The sequence below is a fragment of the Psychromonas sp. SA13A genome (assembly GCF_011378715.1).
Lineage (GTDB): Bacteria > Pseudomonadota > Gammaproteobacteria > Enterobacterales > Psychromonadaceae > Psychromonas.
In genome coordinates, this window is sequence record NZ_WTKU01000021.1 from 16,232 (window position 1) to 32,156 (window position 15,925).

17 protein-coding genes are annotated in these 15,925 nt (G+C 36.5%); 7 read left to right on the plus strand and 10 right to left on the minus strand.

The annotated features are described in order from the left end of the window. Positions 1 to 34 precede the first annotated feature (34 nt). The gene (locus tag GQR44_RS15715; RefSeq protein WP_166372655.1) at positions 35 to 1,507 is read left to right on the plus strand and encodes an exonuclease domain-containing protein; all 1,473 of its coding nucleotides are present in this window, start codon (positions 35 to 37) and stop codon (positions 1,505 to 1,507) included. A gap of 418 nt (positions 1,508 to 1,925) precedes the next feature. On the opposite strand, the gene GQR44_RS15720 is transcribed toward GQR44_RS15715, so the two are convergent. From GQR44_RS15720 to GQR44_RS15740, 5 genes are all read right to left on the minus strand, one after another. Beyond that, positions 1,926 to 3,359, minus strand: coding sequence for an anti-phage deoxyguanosine triphosphatase (locus GQR44_RS15720; protein WP_166372656.1), 1,434 nt, complete (start codon positions 3,357 to 3,359; stop codon positions 1,926 to 1,928). Between the two features lie 374 nt (positions 3,360 to 3,733). After that, the gene (locus GQR44_RS15725) at positions 3,734 to 4,297 is read right to left on the minus strand and encodes a YceI family protein (RefSeq protein WP_166372657.1); all 564 of its coding nucleotides are present in this window, start codon (positions 4,295 to 4,297) and stop codon (positions 3,734 to 3,736) included. A 49-nt stretch (positions 4,298 to 4,346) separates the two neighbouring features. After that, entirely contained in the window at positions 4,347 to 4,874 is a 528-nt protein-coding gene (locus tag GQR44_RS15730) for a cytochrome b (RefSeq protein WP_166372658.1), read from the minus strand. A 230-nt stretch (positions 4,875 to 5,104) separates the two neighbouring features. Continuing rightward, entirely contained in the window at positions 5,105 to 5,737 is a 633-nt protein-coding gene (locus GQR44_RS15735; protein WP_166372659.1) for a glutathione S-transferase, read from the minus strand. A gap of 179 nt (positions 5,738 to 5,916) precedes the next feature. After that, complete coding sequence (locus GQR44_RS15740; RefSeq protein ID WP_166372660.1) at positions 5,917 to 6,552, minus strand: cation transporter; 636 nt, start codon at positions 6,550 to 6,552, stop codon at positions 5,917 to 5,919. A 109-nt stretch (positions 6,553 to 6,661) separates the two neighbouring features. Here GQR44_RS15740 and GQR44_RS15745 point away from each other — a divergent pair, with 109 nt between their 5' ends. From GQR44_RS15745 to GQR44_RS15760, 4 genes are all read left to right on the plus strand, one after another. Continuing rightward, on the plus strand, positions 6,662 to 7,069 hold the full coding sequence (locus tag GQR44_RS15745; protein ID WP_205963097.1) for a helix-turn-helix domain-containing protein: 408 nt from the start codon (positions 6,662 to 6,664) through the stop codon (positions 7,067 to 7,069). Positions 7,070 to 7,390: 321 nt separating this feature from the next. Continuing rightward, positions 7,391 to 7,867 (plus strand): acyl-CoA thioesterase, encoded by a 477-nt coding sequence (locus GQR44_RS15750; protein ID WP_166372661.1) that lies wholly within the window; start codon positions 7,391 to 7,393, stop codon positions 7,865 to 7,867. Positions 7,868 to 8,051: 184 nt separating this feature from the next. Continuing rightward, a complete protein-coding gene (locus tag GQR44_RS15755; protein WP_166372662.1) occupies positions 8,052 to 8,375 on the plus strand; it encodes a DUF2007 domain-containing protein in 324 nt (107 codons plus the stop codon). Positions 8,376 to 8,502: 127 nt separating this feature from the next. Further along, positions 8,503 to 8,925 carry a GNAT family N-acetyltransferase gene (locus GQR44_RS15760; protein ID WP_166372663.1) on the plus strand — a complete coding sequence of 141 codons (423 nt, stop codon included), beginning with the start codon at positions 8,503 to 8,505 and terminating at the stop codon, positions 8,923 to 8,925. 402 nt (positions 8,926 to 9,327) lie between these two features. On the opposite strand, the gene GQR44_RS15765 is transcribed toward GQR44_RS15760, so the two are convergent. Next, on the minus strand, positions 9,328 to 9,639 hold the full coding sequence (locus tag GQR44_RS15765) for a hypothetical protein (RefSeq protein WP_166372664.1): 312 nt from the start codon (positions 9,637 to 9,639) through the stop codon (positions 9,328 to 9,330). Positions 9,640 to 10,022: 383 nt separating this feature from the next. On the opposite strand from GQR44_RS15765, the gene GQR44_RS20075 reads away from it, so the two are divergent. Both GQR44_RS20075 and GQR44_RS15775 read left to right on the plus strand, forming a co-directional pair. Next, positions 10,023 to 10,718 (plus strand): PilZ domain-containing protein, encoded by a 696-nt coding sequence (locus GQR44_RS20075; RefSeq protein WP_166372665.1) that lies wholly within the window; start codon positions 10,023 to 10,025, stop codon positions 10,716 to 10,718. A gap of 106 nt (positions 10,719 to 10,824) precedes the next feature. Further along, the gene (locus GQR44_RS15775; protein WP_166372666.1) at positions 10,825 to 11,811 is read left to right on the plus strand and encodes a lipid A deacylase LpxR family protein; all 987 of its coding nucleotides are present in this window, start codon (positions 10,825 to 10,827) and stop codon (positions 11,809 to 11,811) included. 12 nt (positions 11,812 to 11,823) lie between these two features. Here the strand turns inward: GQR44_RS15775 and ggt are convergent, their stop codons facing one another. The 4 genes from ggt to lptE are packed head-to-tail and all read right to left on the minus strand — an operon-like array spanning position 11,824 to position 15,855. After that, a complete protein-coding gene (gene ggt / locus GQR44_RS15780) occupies positions 11,824 to 13,617 on the minus strand; it encodes a gamma-glutamyltransferase (protein ID WP_166372667.1) in 1,794 nt (597 codons plus the stop codon). Between the two features lie 34 nt (positions 13,618 to 13,651). Continuing rightward, positions 13,652 to 14,299: a nicotinate-nucleotide adenylyltransferase gene (gene nadD / locus GQR44_RS15785; protein WP_166372668.1), complete on the minus strand. Its 648-nt coding sequence runs from the start codon at positions 14,297 to 14,299 to the stop codon at positions 13,652 to 13,654. 24 nt (positions 14,300 to 14,323) lie between these two features. Beyond that, complete coding sequence (gene holA, locus GQR44_RS15790; protein ID WP_166372669.1) at positions 14,324 to 15,322, minus strand: DNA polymerase III subunit delta; 999 nt, start codon at positions 15,320 to 15,322, stop codon at positions 14,324 to 14,326. A gap of 5 nt (positions 15,323 to 15,327) precedes the next feature. Further along, positions 15,328 to 15,855: an LPS assembly lipoprotein LptE gene (gene lptE, locus GQR44_RS15795; protein WP_240923682.1), complete on the minus strand. Its 528-nt coding sequence runs from the start codon at positions 15,853 to 15,855 to the stop codon at positions 15,328 to 15,330. Between the last annotated feature and the right edge of the window lie 70 nt (positions 15,856 to 15,925).

Consider the following 15,925-nt stretch of genomic DNA (forward strand, 5'->3'; position numbering starts at 1 on the left):
ATGCGTCAATTAAATAATAAAGGTGTACATAATTATGATTGATTTTAGTCGACTGGTCTATGTCGATCTTGAAACTACAGGCGGTAAGCCAACCCGAGATAGTATTACCGAGATTGCCATCGTACAAACCCTAGATGGGTTGGTAACAGATAAGTGGCAATCGCTGGTGAGCCCTGATACTTATATTCCGTTGATGATTCAAAAACTGACCGGTATTACGCCGGAAATGGTTGCCGATGCACCGACTATAGATGAGCTGATTCCGACCATTATTAAGATGTTTGAGGGACATGTTGTTGTCGCGCATAATGCCCGATTTGACGTGAGCTTTTTACGCAATGCCTTCAAACAATATGGGGTTGAATTTAAGTACCCAATAGTCTGCACTGTTAAGCTCTCTCGGAAAATGTACCCTCAATTTAAAGTACATAACCTTGATAGTATTATTAAGCGATTTGGCTTAACTTGTGAGGCTCGACATAGAGCAATGGGGGATGCAGAGGCCCTTCCTCAGTTAGTGTCGCGTATGATAGATGATTTTAATGAGAAAAACGTATTCGCTGCGATGCAATTACAGCAAAAACTATCTAGCATTCCACCTCATTTAAACCCTAAACTATTCGATAAGATGCCAAACGAACCTGGGGTTTATTTATTCTACGGTGAAGGTGGTGACTTATTATACGTAGGTAAAAGTGTAAAAATTAGAGCCCGTGTTATTTCTCACTTCTCTAGTGATCATCGCCATGATCGAGAAATGCGCATGGCGCAACAAGTGCATAATATTGAATGGATTGTCACTGCTGGTGAGTTTAGCGCGTTGATTTTAGAGTCAGAATTAGTGAAGTCGCGTTCGCCTTTATTTAACAGACTGCTACGTAAACAAAAAACCTTGTTTACTCTGTATTGGGAAAATGATTTAAAGGATAATGTTTCAGCCCCCAAGATTATTGATATAAACAGCCTAAGCACTGAGTCAAAAAAAGCATCATTGAAAAATACCTATGGACTTTATAAAGGGCGAAGAGGAGCAAATGAGTCACTGCGTAAATTGAAAGACGAACATAATTTATGCGCGATTCAACTGGGTTTAGAGAAAGGCAAAGGGCCTTGTTTTGCCTACCAACTTAAAAAATGTAAAGGGGTCTGTTGCGGTAAAGAAAATCCATTGATTTATCAAATGCGGATGCAGCAGGCCTTAGCACCAATCAAAATTAAAGGTTGGCCATATCGAGGTGCTATTGGCATAAAAGAATACAATGAAGAAAGCGATATAAGTTGTATTCATATTATTTCACATTGGCTGTATTTAGGTAATGTTAGTAATGAAAGTGAGTTGGCAGGTTTTGATTTTAATACGATGGTTAAACTCGATACCGATTTTTATAAAATATGTATCTCTCAACTGCAAAAAAATCATACGCTTATCACCTTAGAAAATATTGATAATACTCTTGATAGTGATAGTGATAGTGATAGTGCTATTGCGAATGCTATTAAGAATTAAGTCCGATTAAGTAATATTGATGAAAAAGCACAAGTTTACATTAACCATATTTGCTATGTCGTTTAGTGTTGCAAAGCATCTTATGACCTGTGGTTAATATTTTAGATTAAACAATCTAGGCATAAAGTAAGTAGGAGGACCTCAATCATTTAAAATTCTATAAAAATTGCTTTTGCCTTGCATTTTATACTTCTACAATATTTTTAGAACACTTTCTGATTTATGTTTTATTAAATGACTCACTTTTTGATGATTATTTGGCTGTCAAAGTTCAAGGATGTTTAACACTTCATTTTTTGTGGATGTCAACGCAAAGGCCGTTAAGGCGTTTTGGGGTGTAAGTGAGTTGCTGATCTTTACTTTCTCTGTTGTTCAGAGAAAGTAAAGTCGCTGACAAGGCGAAAACGATTCTTCTCGATTAAAAAGCATGTTCGCCAATCATTGGAGCGGTTTGATTGCTACTAAACAAGCTGGCATGTAAACGCAGCGCATGGTTATCCGTTAAGCTAGATATATAATCTGCGATAACTCGTTGTTCACGTGATGTATCGCCATCTTGAGCTTTCCATAGTTGTTTTGCTCGTTCAGGTAAAAAGCGTAACGGTCCTGCCTTAAATGCTTCAAATAGTTCCATCACAATTTGCTGACCACGATATTCTAATATTTGTAAATCCGGACTTTTAATCACATAGTTTAAAACAAAGCCTTTTAGTATCTCTAATGCTTTAAACATCGCTGGATCTAAGTAGGCGTTGTAGGCTAATAAGGGCTCGATAAATTGTTTATTAACACGTTGAATACTGATCGATGTGATCAAAGCATTAACTAAAGCACCAATCGCATCTTTACGTTTGAAATGTTGCAATGAAAATAGATTATCAGTGATCTCTTGCAGGTTATCGCGCAAACAAAAATCTTCGATGGAGGATAACTGGTTGAGTACCTTTTCTTGCCATAATGGTTTATTAATAATGCCCATTGCAATTGCATCTTCAAGGTCATGTACGCCATAGGCAATATCATCTGCAATTTCCATTATTGAACAATCTAATGATTTGTACTTAGATTTATGGTGCTGTTTTGAATCATTAACAGGTGTTCTTTTACTACCAAATAAAAGTCGATCACTATTGCATAAAGGTGCAAGAACAGACTCTAATAGTGCTTTATCGTGGTCATAAATACCTTTAGCTGGCATCCATTCTTCGGTTTTTAATTGGCGAAAGTTACGGCTATTATCCACTGGATAGGAGGTGCTAATTTCGCTCAAGCAAACGGGATACTTTAATAAACCTAACAAACTACGACGCGTCAAATTCATGCCGTTATGCTCAGTGTATTGTTCAAGTTGAGTTAATATTCTAAAGGTTTGACCGTTACCTTCAAACCCACCGTGTTTAATCATCATATAATTAAGTGCGGTTTCTCCGCCATGACCGAATGGTGGGTGCCCAATATCATGGCTTAAGCATATAGTTTCGATTAAGTTATTGCCGGGTAAAATATCTTCAAACTGTGGTTGAATAATTTTTAAATTAGCAACAATACCAGTGCCTATTTGTGCGACTTCTAAGGAGTGTGTTAAGCGAGTACGATAAAAATCACTGAGACCATTATTATGAATTTGAGTTTTAGATTGTAAACGACGAAAAGCAGCAGAATGTAGCACACGCGCTTTATCTCGTTGAAAGGGAGTGCGTTGGTCTAAACGTCTTTTTTTATTGGGTTCTTCAATTAAGCGTTCAAGCCATTGCTCAGAAACGCAAAGCGGTGAAGTTAACTGATGACTGTTAGCATCAACTTTATTTGAAATAGTATTTTTATCTATAGCGGTATTTTTTTCTAAACTCATATTTCCACCGTTGTTTGCTAAGTACACAAAAAGTGTAACGTGTTTTTATGCTGAAAAATACCACTAAGTTATTGTAACAAGTGGTTGTAACAGAAAATATAAAGGCGCTAGAAAGGATCAAGGTCAAATATTATAGTCAAATTATATAGTCAAATAATATAGTCAAATTATATCGTTCAATACCATTGAGTAAGGACAGCGGGAAAGCTGAAAGTAGCTAAGCATTTATCTGGATAACAGATGTCGCTAATAAACAGTCAATATATTTTTTAGATGTAGAAAGTGGTTATTAAAAAATAATATATAAAAAGAGCAACAGAAAGCTTTCTGCTGCTCTTTTTATTAACTTATTAAGATTTGAATCTATTGTTATATTACTGACGAATACCTTCTAAAACGATATCCAAATCAACGTAAGTTGATGCACCTTGTACATTCATACCAAAATCAGTTAATTCTAAGCGTGTTGTTCCTTCTAAACCCGTACGGTAATTGCCCCATGGGTCGTCGCCTTGCCCGATCACTTTAGCATCAACAACAACCGGTTTAGTCACTCCATGGAAAGTCATATCTCCAGTAATTGTTAAACCGCCATCAGCTGTTTCAGCAACGCTTGTACTAACAAATTTTGCCGTAGAGAATTTACCCGCGTTAATGTAGTCATCACTTTTAAGATGCTTATCACGCTCTGCATGGTTTGTATCTAAGCTAGTTGTATCAAGGTTAATAGAGACTTTAGACGCAGCTACATTTTTGTCATCGTAGCTGAACTGTCCTTCAAATTTATTAAAGCGTCCTTGAATAAAGCTGTAACCTAAATGACTAACTTTAAAGTTAACGAAAGCATGGGTTGTATCTACTTTATAATCTGCTGCGATTGCGCTCATTGGTAAAGCTATTGCTGCGCTTAAAGCTGACGCGATGAGTACTTTTTTCATGGTGTTTTCCTTGTTGAGTAAATTTAACGTAGAACTGGGTTTGAAATAACTAAAGCATTTTTTTCAGTGTATTATCTTTATCAATGAAATGGTGTTTCAAAGCAGCAAGCGCATGTAAGCCTGATAAACCGATTAATATATAAGCTGCATATTCATGGACTTGCCCTGCAAGATCTTCTTGGTTTTCAATAAATGAGCCTAATCCAGGCACTTCGAACCAATTAAAGACGGCGATACCACGCCCATCTGCTGTAGATATTAAATAGCCAGATAAAAACATGGTGAATAACAATATGTATATCAAATAATGTGCGTAGGTTGCGGCTTTTTTTTCAAAAGCTGAACCTTCAATTTTAGGTGCATTTGATATTAACTTCCATATCAATCGTCCTAAGGTGATCACCACAAAGCATAAACCAAATGATTTATGCCAATGTGGTGCCTTTTGATACCATTCACTATAATAGCTAAGGTCTACCATCCAGTAACCTGCTGCAAATAATCCAATGACCATAATGGCTGAAAACCAATGTAATAGCTTGGCTAGTTTATTATATGTTGTGAGTGAGTTGCTCATTTTAAAACCTTGTCCATAAAATCAATCATTGAGAGTAGTTAACCTTGGGTTAAAAAAACGTTAAGAAGAATACTATCACCACTAATCGTTTACTTTTCTTATTACTAAAGAACGGATTGTGGACTTATAAATTTCACAAATAAAACAATAAGTTATTTTAAACTGTGTGGTGTTTTGTTCGCGACACAAAATTTGTGATACTTAAGCGTTCAAATTAAGTTAAATAATGGTTAAGGAAATTCAACTGCTTTACCTGAATCTAACCACGTCGGGTATTTTTTCATGCAAGCATTAAATAAATCGCTACCCATTAAACCTGCTAACCATTGTTTGACTTGAGGATACGGACTTTGTTCAAACCAAGTTTTATCAACGCTGGCAAATTGTCTAATAAAAGGAAAAATAGCTATATCGGCAAGCGTGATATGTTCGGCAAAAAGGTAAGGTTGATGATTTAATCGTAGCTCTAACTCCATTATAAAATCTTCAGCTTGCTCACGATAATAAGCTTCACTTTGTTCTGGATGTCTATCGGCATATTTATATTTATCTAACCATGGTTTAAATTCATAATCGTTGCTATCGATTAAAGTTAGCATCTGCGGTAATTGATCCGTTAACCAACGTTCAGGATCATGCTTAGAGAGTGCCCAGACCATTATCTCCAAACTTTCAATCAACACCTGATTTTGATCAATCTGTAACACAGGAATTGTTTTATTTGGAGAAATAGCCAGTAGAGCTGGTGGCTTATGTTTTAATACGATTTCTCTTAATTGTACCTTTTGCTCACTAATCGCAATAGCTAACCTTGCGCGCATGGCATAAGGACAGCGACGAAATGAATATAAAATAGGGATCATAAGTGCTCTCTTCAAAAAAGTGATAATTGATTGTGGCAAATTACGATCAGAAGTGCATGTTAAATATTTCTGAAGTGGGGGGTAAGTTATTCATTAGTTTAACTATATATTTCCTCATTCAGCTAAAACTGCTCAATAGTGAATGAGAAAAGTTGGTACATTTTTTATTTTAGAAGCGGTTAATGTTGATGATGCTTGGCATCCGCCTGTTGTTTTTTCTCGCTATTAGCTTGTTGAATGATTTGCTTTGCTGAACTTAAAAATAAAGTCGCTAAAAATGCAGCAACGATTAAGTCTGGTAGCGCACTTTCTGTGACCCATACACCGGAGGCAGCCACTAATACTACTAAATTACCAATTGCATCGTTACGGCTGCATAACCAAACAGAGCGTATATTGGCATCTCCATCTTTATATTTCATGAGTAATAAAACACTGACCACATTCGCGATAAAAGCGAGAATAGCGATGCTGCCCATAATGCTTGCATCGGGGGTTTCTATGAACCAAAATTTATACAATGTGGATGATAAAACCCATATTGCCATGGCTAATAAGCTAACGCCTTTTAACCATGCAACACGACTACGTAAAGATAATGATTTGCCGATCACCCATAAGCTAATACCGTAGGTTAGCGTATCACCTAGAAAATCCAAGGCATCAGCCTGTAGTGCTTGAGAGTTTGATTTTACTCCCGCAAACATTTCCACAAAAAACATGATTGCGTTAATAAGGATCACAGCCACTAATATTCGTTTATAAGCGGGATCCATACCTGTAAAATCTGCCTTATGATTGCAACATCCTGCCATAAAATAACCCTTTTAGATTGTAAAATGATTTTATGAATTTAATATATAAGCTCTAGTAACTAGAGGTTCAAGCATTTTATTTAGTTATTTTAAAATATATAGGCATCTAATGATTTATACGATTGGACAATTAAGTAAAAAAACACAATGTAAAATACCCACCATTCGTTATTACGAAGAGATTGGGTTGTTAGATAAAGCAATGCGCAGTGCTGGTAATCAACGGCAATATACAAGTTCACAATGCCAACGATTACATTTTATTCGCCACAGCCGTGCATTAGGTTTTAGTCTCGACGAAATTAAACAATTGATCCATTTGCAAGACTGTAAACGCCATGACCCTCACCAAGCACATCAAGTCGCGCAACATCACTTAACTGATGTGAGAAAAAGAATTGAGCAGTTAAAGGCGTTAGAGGAAGAGTTATTAACCATGATTGATAATTGTGCAGGTGAAGATGCTGAAGATTGTTTAGTTTTGAAAAGTTTAAACGATGTGCCTGAGAAAAACTGAGATTCAAATAATAAGTGATTAACTTAATCTTGTAATCAACAAAAGTGGTGAGTAATTTTTTATCGTGGAAATAATATGTGAAGTTACAAATTTGATGAATAAGAAGGGGGCTAAATCGACTATATGAAGTAACTATGTCTTAGTACTTTATTCATCAATTTAAGAATCAATGCCGATTCTACTAATAATCTTCTCTTATGAGCGAGTCATATTACTAATTATTGATGAATAGCATAATTAATTATTTGCTAACAGGTTATTTAGACGATAAATTCATCTAGACTATAAACTCATTTAACTTACCCTATTTAGAGAATACCTATGAAAAAACCGCAACGCGATATTACCCTTCGATTTTTAGCTGAAACACAAGATGTTAACTTTGGAGGCAAAGTTCACGGTGGTGCTGTTATGAAATGGATCGATTTAGCAGCTTATGCCTGTGCGGCAGGGTGGAGTGGTCGTTATTGTGTTACGGCATACGCGGGTGGTATTCGTTTTGTTGCACCAATTCATGTTGGCAGCTTGGTAGAAGTACTTGCAAAGGTAATTTATACCGGTAAGTCATCGATGCACATTGCCTTAGAAGTGAATGCTTGTGATCCAAAATCTCTCAACAAACGAACAACTACACATTGTATTGTGATCATGGTTGCTGTTGATCAGAATGGTCAATCAGAGCAAGTACCACAATGGATACCAGAAACAGAAGCTGATATTAAGCAGCATGATACAGCCATGAAACTAATGGATATGCGTAAGCAAATTGGTGAAGAAATGGAAATATTTGTTGATTAATTAATTGCTTTGAAAATTAGTGAGCCAATTAAAATTATTAGGTTAAATTTAGTTGGCTGATTACTTATTGGAAGCTTTGGTTATACAAAGATTAATAATCACTGCCTGTTTAATCATCGATAAATGAGCCTAGATTCAATAAATATGGTTGGTAATCTGAACTATAAAATGATGAGTATAAAAAATGAAATTAGTATTCAGTAATGAAAACCACTTTATTGTAAATAACGTAAAAAACTTAATTGAAGCTCAATCGATCCAAGTATTTATCAAAAATGAATTTGCACAGGGTGCCTTAGGTGAGACTGCCGCATTCGATTGTTGGCCTGAAGTTTGGGTGTTTGATGATGCTGATTTTGAACAAGCAGAAGCTATTGCCAATGAATCACAGTCTGAAAAATCAGGAGCCGATTGGGTTTGTAAAAATTGTAATGAAACCAATGCATCTTCTTTTGATATTTGTTGGCGTTGTCAATGTGATAAAGCCACTAACGTAAATGATCAGTAAGTTTCATTTTACAAGTAACTATTTTACAAGTGATTATTTTATAAAGTATCGGCTTTGAAAGTAATGACTCCGCTAGTAACTAGTCTTTAAGTAACTTATTCACAAATAACTATTTCGAAAAATTAAGATGGCAAATATATTCAATCCTCAAGTTATCAAGTTAAGCTGGCAACAAACAATCCCTGTTCGACATCAGGTGCTATGGCCTAACGAATCACCTGAATTCTGTCAGGTAGAAGGTGATGCAGAAGCATTACATTTTGGCGTGATATTAAATGAGCAGATAATTTGTGTAGCTTCACTTTACCTTGAAAAAAATAGAGCGAGATTGAGGAAGTTTGCAACGCTTGAATCTTATCAAGGAAGGGGGATCGGTTCATTAATGTTAAATCACCTGATTGAATCATTAAAAATGGTGGATATAAACTATTTATGGTTTGACGCAAGAGCCTCTGCATTACCATTTTATCAGCGCTTTGGTTGTACCCAAAGTGGTGATGTATTCTTTAAAAAAACCGTACCCTATTATAAAATGCACATTGATCTTTAAAGTATTTTTTCCCGTCGCTTATAAATGTTAACGCACATATCAGGTGCAATTAAGCTTAATTATCGCTGGTTTTAATGCTTAGTGGGTAATTGGTTGGTAGGTTATAAGGTTATAAGGTTATAAGTTTATAAGTTATTAGTTAGCGGGTAATAGAGGGCTTACCTATTTCACTTATATAAGTTCCAAACTTTATATATTCCAGCTTTAATTGGCCTATTACTTACTCTCTAATATTAACTTTATAATGCAAAATCGATTTAAATAAGTTGAATATTTGACTTCAGTGCTCAATGAAACTATTGATCAAATTATCTGTAGATCAAAGTATACGAAGTTATCAACTTGCAGCTGGTCTGAAATTGCAAGTTGATATAATAAAGGAATAGCTAAATCTTATAGAAGTTAGTCACTAAAACCTTGGTGGATGAACTGCTTTCTTAATTGCACAAAATTTTCCTCTGTGCATTGTAAAAATTGCATCGCAAAGTTATATCCCTCTGGTTTAAATTTATCAAGCTTCGCTAATTCATACTCATTCATAATGATATGCATTGCTTCCTGTACTAGCTCTGCTTCATCTTCACCAATCAAGGTTTCTGGTGGATCAAAGTGTGTCACCATCCAGTCTTGAAGTTGTTCATTATCAATTTTGCTTTGTTCCCATAGGGTCAGGGTATCAATCAGCTGTTTTTTTGTAACAATAGGTTGAGTCATTTTGTATCTCTCTGCTGGTCTTGAATATTGGTCATTAAGGTCGATCATAACTGATCATAGGCGTGATAACTAATTGCTGATCATGGCCATGCCATTTAACCAAGTCTAAAAGGAGGGAAATCGATGTTTGTGTAAGGTAGCTAATAGTTAATATTGCTTTAACGTACTTATTTATGATTTATATCGTATTTAAGCCTCTATTATTCAAGGAACTATTATGCGCAAATGGGTTTTTTAGGCATAATTAACGACTATCTCTTACTGAAACATCACTTTCACCTTGAATCTCTTTTGTAGAACAAGGTTAATTTGTTCAGTAATGATGATAAGTGATTGAATAAATTAATTGATGAAGCAGTAACAACAAAAATGAAGGGATGCTAGTGGCTGAAATAGATAATCGGGAGTTTGTTCGCTTAAACCAAGTGAATTGTGGTGAGCTTGTACATTTACAAATTATTACCGCCACTAAACCGATACGTTTAAAAACACGTTTAATTGGTGTTGATCCTAATATGTCAGTTATTTTGGCATTTGGTAACGATGCTACCTGGGAAAAAGCCGCGCCTCATATTAAAGAATCAAAAGACGTTATTGTGCGCTTCATGAATAATGAAGATCAACAAGCCAGTGTGATTGCATTCCGCTCTTCAATACAAAAAATAATGACCATTGCAGGGCGTTGGTTAGTTTTAGACTACCCTAAAGCTATTGAATCTGCCGAATTACGCCAACATCTTAGAGTCGCTGTAAAAATAGAAGCTTCTTTACTAGATAGTGATGCTAACTCAGTCCTTGTTACTGGTCTTTTAAGTGATATTTCTATTCAAGGTTGTGCTTTTATTACTCGTCAAAAAGAAGCATTGGACTTACATAACTTATACCGTCTTTCGATCTCCATTGAAGATGAAAGCGCTAACAGTAGTGCAGATAAAAGTGTTCAGCTATCTGTGGCTTTAAAAAATATTCAAACATCAATTGCTAATGGCCATACACAGTATGGACTTGCTTTTATGACCCCAGAAAAAGAGACCAAAGTAAGCATTCAAAAATTACTTTTACACCATTTACAAAAATAGCATTAGTTCTCTCAATCATTATTTGAAGCTGTATCGCGATGCTAATACAGCTTAAATTAAAAATCCTCAAGTTGAAGTTACTCATTATTTTAATACAGGGAAGTCTATGAACTATTTTATTGTATTTATCATCAGTCTATTCACGATGCCGGTTATTGCTTCAAGCGAGGAACTTGATTATTTTGGTGGTAGCTTTGAAAACGATCTCTTTTTTGATGACGATGGAGGCTATAGTAATGGTTTGATGGTGAACTGGGGATATTATGATATCGATGCCCTAGACAATGATAGCTTGCCTAATTGGATCGTATATTTAACGGATAGAACATATTTAAGCTCCCTAGCAAATAGACAATACGCAATTCATTACAATCTTGGTCAATTTATTCAAACACCTGTCGATATTAAACAAACCACGCTCATTGAAGAAGATGCTCCCTATGTTGGTCTTCTAGCTTGGGAAGTCAATATACTTGCTTATAATCAATCTATTATCGATGACCTCAGCTTAACAATTGGCATTGTAGGTCCTGCAGCTGGTGCCAAAGTGGTACAAAAGTCGGTCCATGAACAACTCAGTGCCAATCAGCCCATGGGCTGGGATAATCAAATAGATAATGAAGTTGTTGTAAGGTTACAACTAAAGCGCTTATGGCGTAATGCTAGCATTGACTTTGAAAGTTCTGAGATTGATTTTATTTCTGGCCTTAGTGCAGGAGCAGGGAACTTATTATCCGATGCAAGTGTTGGGGTTGGGGTTCGCTGGGGACAGCAATTACAATCGAGCTTTGCTTCGAGCACGCCTTTTCCGATACAGCAATTAAAAGGGCAAACGCCTAATGCAGCTGGTTGGTATATATTTGCTAATTTATCAGGGTCTTATGTATTAAATGACATCTTTATCGATGGTAATACTTTTAACAGTAGTCATCATGTGGATTTAATTCATTGGCAAACTGCAGCAACGGTGGGGGCGGTGTTTAATATTTCTCACTGGAACTTGATGTATAGTCTGACCTATTCTTCCGACCAATATAAAGATCAGTCGGAAGATAGTCGTTTTGGCACACTTTCAGCGGCCTATCACTTTTAATAAACTAATAAACTAATAACCCATACTTAATGAAGAAGGGGTACGGGGATCGGAAGCACCAAATAATCCGGTGTCTTTTTTCATGATACTTTGTGTACTACCCATGGTAGATTGAAGTTTTAGTTTATGTCCTTTCGCTTCTAATAGTTTGATTGTATCGGCATTTAAACCTGATTCAATACGAATATAATCCGGTAACCATTGATGGTGAATACGTGTTGCTGAGGTTGCCTCTGCGACATTCATACCATAATCGATAACGTTAGAGATAACTTGCAATGTGGTGGTAATAATACGAGAACCGCCGGGTGTACCTGTCACCATAAATAACGCGTTATCTTTTAAAATAACCGTTGGACTCATTGAGCTAAGTGGGCGCTTACCTGGTGCAATCGCATTTGCTTCTCCACCAATTAAACCATAACCATTAGCATGGCCGGGTTTAGCTGAAAAATCATCCATTTCATTATTTAATAAAACACCTGTTCCCTCTGCAACAATACCCGACCCGTAACTATAATTTAACGTATAAGTATTAGTTACTGCATTGCCCCATTTATCGACAATACTAAAATGTGTTGTTTGGTCACTTTCATAGGGTAAGTTAGCATCAGGTTGTACATCTTTGCTTAATGTTGCTTGATCTGGATTAATAGCCGCAACTAACTGTTTTGCATATTTTTTACTGATTAATGTTTTTACTGGTACTTTTACAAAATCACTATCACCTAAGTGTAAACTCCGGTCTGCATAAGCACGGCGCATACTTTCGACTAATGTATGTATATGTTGTGCACTATTGTGTCCCATTGCGGTGATATCGTAATTTTCAAGCATATTAAGAATCTGTACAATATGCACGCCGCCTGAAGAAGGTGGTGGCATAGAGAAAACTTGATAACCACGGTAAGTGCCTTTAATGGCTTCACGCTCTACTATGTTATAATTGGCTAGATCTTCTTCATTGACCACACCGTCAGCTTCTTTAATACTGTTAGCAATCGCTTTTGCAACAGGACCCTGATAAAACCCTTTTTCACCTTGTTCACTGATTAAAGTTAATGTTTTTGCTAAATCAGTTTGTTTGAGTAGATCACCCGCTTGATAATTTGAGCCATCTTTTTTATAAAAGATGTTACGCGTGTTTGGCCATTGACTAAGACGCTGTTGCATTGCTGTCAGCGAGTTAGCTAAGTCTGCAGTTACCTCGATGCCTTGTGCAGCTAGCTTAATCGAAGGTGCCATCAGTTGTTCACGAGATAAGCTTCCGTAAGTTTTACGGGCATGCTCTAAGCCCATCACTGTGCCCGGAGTACCAATCGCTAGACCATGAAATTTAGAAAGGTCAGGTACCACTTCACCTTCTGCATCAAGATACATATCACGTGATGCGCTAGCAGGGGCTTTTTCTCGATAATCAATGGCGATCACTTGTTTTTTATCTGCAAGGTAGACCAACATAAAACCACCACCGCCTAGGTTACCTGCTCTTGGCAAAGTGACTGCTAATGCATAGCCCACTGCAACGGCTGCATCTACTGCATTACCGCCTTGCTTTAAAATATCGAGACCTATTTGAGTGGCTACTGCCTCTTGTGTTGCGACCATGCCACTTCTTGCCCACACTGGGTGATGAATAGACATTTGGCTATAAATAGCGGGTTGCGAAGCAGGAGGCGTAATGATTGGTGTTTCAGTCACCACTGAGGTGACTGCAAATACACTTTGGCTTACGGATAATAACAAACAGGATATGACGATATTGTTGAGGGGCTTGCTTACTGTCTTTTTAATCAGAGCTAACATAATGTTGTTCCTTATTTGGCAGTGGTGCGATAGGTTATTTATAACATCGTTGTTCTTTTATATAAGCGCATACAGGTTGTGGAGTTAAAAAGTTAATACTTTTATTTGTTGCGAGTAAATCGCGTATTTCAGATGACGATATAGCCAACTGTGTTGTACTTTGAAAATAAATATGACCCGACAAAAACTGATGTAATGGGGCAGGGTCACTTATTTGATGTTTTCTTAATAATTCACTGATAACACTATTGAATTGTGGCTCCCAGCCGGGTCGGTGGCTGACAACTAAATGACAATAGCTCAATATTTCTTGATATCGATACCAAGAATCAAATTGAATCAGTGAATCCATTCCCATAATAAAGCACAAAGGAGTCTCGGGATACTGTTGTCTTAGCAGTTTTAAGGTGTCGATCGTATAACTGCGAGAAGGTCGTAAAAGTTCTTGTGTTGTGAGTTGCAAAGTGGGTGTATCTTGAATAGCTAATTGCACCATATCAATACGTTGTTGTGCACTTGCCAAGCTTTTAGATTTATGGGGAGCGATATAGTTAGGCATTAAGTACAAAGCTTGTAAATCTAAAGCTTGTTGAATTTCGAGTGCAGGGCGTAGGTGTCCAAAATGAATGGGGTCAAAGGTGCCGCCTAAAAAACCTATTGCTGTTTGGTTGCTTTTGTTCATCGCAAGGTGTCCTTAGGGATGGCTTTATTTTAAAAATTGATAACAGATTGCATCTAACTGTAACCAAGTATCAGATTTATTTTCAACCTTAACCGAGACCTCTAACTGCGCACATTGAATCAGCATATTTTCTAATTGCTTGGTGTTTAGTCGGGTTAAAGCATTCGTGAGTAAGGCTTGTTTCGCAGGCCACAGTTTTGGCTTTTGTTGCGCCAATAAAGTTGTTAGTGGCTGTTTTTTGAGTTGATATGCATAGGAAAGTAGTTTTTGTATTTCACTGCTTATCGTTGCACTGAGTAACAATAACTCAGTGCCTTCAGCATGCAATTGTTTAATGATACGTGCATTACGTGCTTTATCTCCAGCCAAGAGGCTATCCACCCATTGAAATAAACTAAAGTGATTATGGGTAGTAATACTTTGTTCCACTTGCGCAAGATGTAAATGTTGCTTAGGAAATAAAATAGAGAGCTTTTCTATTTCTTGTTTGGCGGCTAATAAATTACCTTCAAAATGTAACACTAGAAAATCGATGACTTCCGAATTAGCAGTTAAGCCAACAAATTTAAGGCGCTGAAATAACCATTGTGGAAAGCGCTGTGGTAATAGGGCATTGGTTGAAATAAATAAACCTTGTTGCTCTAATTTATTAAACCATACACTCTTTAGTTGCTGACTATTCAGCTTAGGGCCTTTTAACACCAATAGAATATCTGTATTTAATAGCGGAGTGATCTCGCGAATAAAGTCAGTATTTTCTTTTGTTGTTTTAGACAGGGTGAGTTCAATAATTTGCTTTTCAGAGAACAAAGATAGGGTATTAAACTGGCTAAATATTTGGTCTTTATCAAAGCTGCCATCCAAACTATAACTAAAACGTTCTAGAAAGCCTTGATTTTTGGCATGAGATTGAATTTGTTCAAAAGCTTCAATGGACAATAAAGGCTCATCGCCGAAGATTAAACAACAGCTGGGCAGTTTTTTTTGAATATGGCTGCTTAATTGCTCTGGATAAATGCGCATTGAAATTACTCAGCCGTTGGATCTTGCATGCTTAACATAGTCGAAATAACATGATCTGCCGCCACTGCGCGTAGCTCTTTGGTCAACAATTCCGCTTCTCTAGATTTAGCTAAGGCTTGTGTTGAATCGTCAAGAAAATCTCGATACAAATTAACGTTAAAATCACGTGGAGTATAATTAGGCAACTTCAAAGAGTACGTCATGACATAACCAATTTCTTTTTCTGCATTCTGAGCATTTGCATATAAAGAGATGGTACGTTCACTTTGACGTTCTGACTTAAGGTGTAATATTGCAGAACTTGGTGATGATTCAGTTAAAATTTTAATGTTTGCACCACGTAATCGCAATCTCACTAAGCGAGCTAATTCACCCTTTGGATTATTAGTTTGTAAGTAAATTTCTGGAAACTTTTCAACTAAACCATTGTTGTGCTTAAGGTGGAATCCGCAACCACTGAGTAAAAGAGTCATGACTAAGGTTGTTAAAAACAATCTATGACGATACAAAGCTTGAAGGTTAAATGAGTGCATAAACAGCCTTTTGATAGCATTTAATTGAGGTTAGAGAACAAACGACGTTTGCTATTCTATTTAAGAACAA

What these genes read in the sequence shown, in the direction of transcription:
- GQR44_RS15715 (WP_166372655.1), top strand. Translation starts at nt 35, where the DNA reads ATGATTGATTTTAGTCGACTGGTCTATGTCGATCTTGAAACTACAGGC.
- GQR44_RS15720 (WP_166372656.1), bottom strand. Translation starts at nt 3,359, where the DNA reads ATGAGTTTAGAAAAAAATACCGCTATAGATAAAAATACTATTTCAAAT.
- GQR44_RS15725 (WP_166372657.1), bottom strand. Translation starts at nt 4,297, where the DNA reads ATGAAAAAAGTACTCATCGCGTCAGCTTTAAGCGCAGCAATAGCTTTA.
- GQR44_RS15730 (WP_166372658.1), bottom strand. Translation starts at nt 4,874, where the DNA reads ATGAGCAACTCACTCACAACATATAATAAACTAGCCAAGCTATTACAT.
- GQR44_RS15735 (WP_166372659.1), bottom strand. Translation starts at nt 5,737, where the DNA reads ATGATCCCTATTTTATATTCATTTCGTCGCTGTCCTTATGCCATGCGC.
- GQR44_RS15740 (WP_166372660.1), bottom strand. Translation starts at nt 6,552, where the DNA reads ATGGCAGGATGTTGCAATCATAAGGCAGATTTTACAGGTATGGATCCC.
- GQR44_RS15745 (WP_205963097.1), top strand. Translation starts at nt 6,662, where the DNA reads ATGATTTATACGATTGGACAATTAAGTAAAAAAACACAATGTAAAATA.
- GQR44_RS15750 (WP_166372661.1), top strand. Translation starts at nt 7,391, where the DNA reads ATGAAAAAACCGCAACGCGATATTACCCTTCGATTTTTAGCTGAAACA.
- GQR44_RS15755 (WP_166372662.1), top strand. Translation starts at nt 8,052, where the DNA reads ATGAAATTAGTATTCAGTAATGAAAACCACTTTATTGTAAATAACGTA.
- GQR44_RS15760 (WP_166372663.1), top strand. Translation starts at nt 8,503, where the DNA reads ATGGCAAATATATTCAATCCTCAAGTTATCAAGTTAAGCTGGCAACAA.
- GQR44_RS15765 (WP_166372664.1), bottom strand. Translation starts at nt 9,639, where the DNA reads ATGACTCAACCTATTGTTACAAAAAAACAGCTGATTGATACCCTGACC.
- GQR44_RS15775 (WP_166372666.1), top strand. Translation starts at nt 10,825, where the DNA reads ATGAACTATTTTATTGTATTTATCATCAGTCTATTCACGATGCCGGTT.
- ggt (WP_166372667.1), bottom strand. Translation starts at nt 13,617, where the DNA reads ATGTTAGCTCTGATTAAAAAGACAGTAAGCAAGCCCCTCAACAATATC.
- nadD (WP_166372668.1), bottom strand. Translation starts at nt 14,299, where the DNA reads ATGAACAAAAGCAACCAAACAGCAATAGGTTTTTTAGGCGGCACCTTT.
- holA (WP_166372669.1), bottom strand. Translation starts at nt 15,322, where the DNA reads ATGCGCATTTATCCAGAGCAATTAAGCAGCCATATTCAAAAAAAACTG.
- lptE (WP_240923682.1), bottom strand. Translation starts at nt 15,855, where the DNA reads ATGCACTCATTTAACCTTCAAGCTTTGTATCGTCATAGATTGTTTTTA.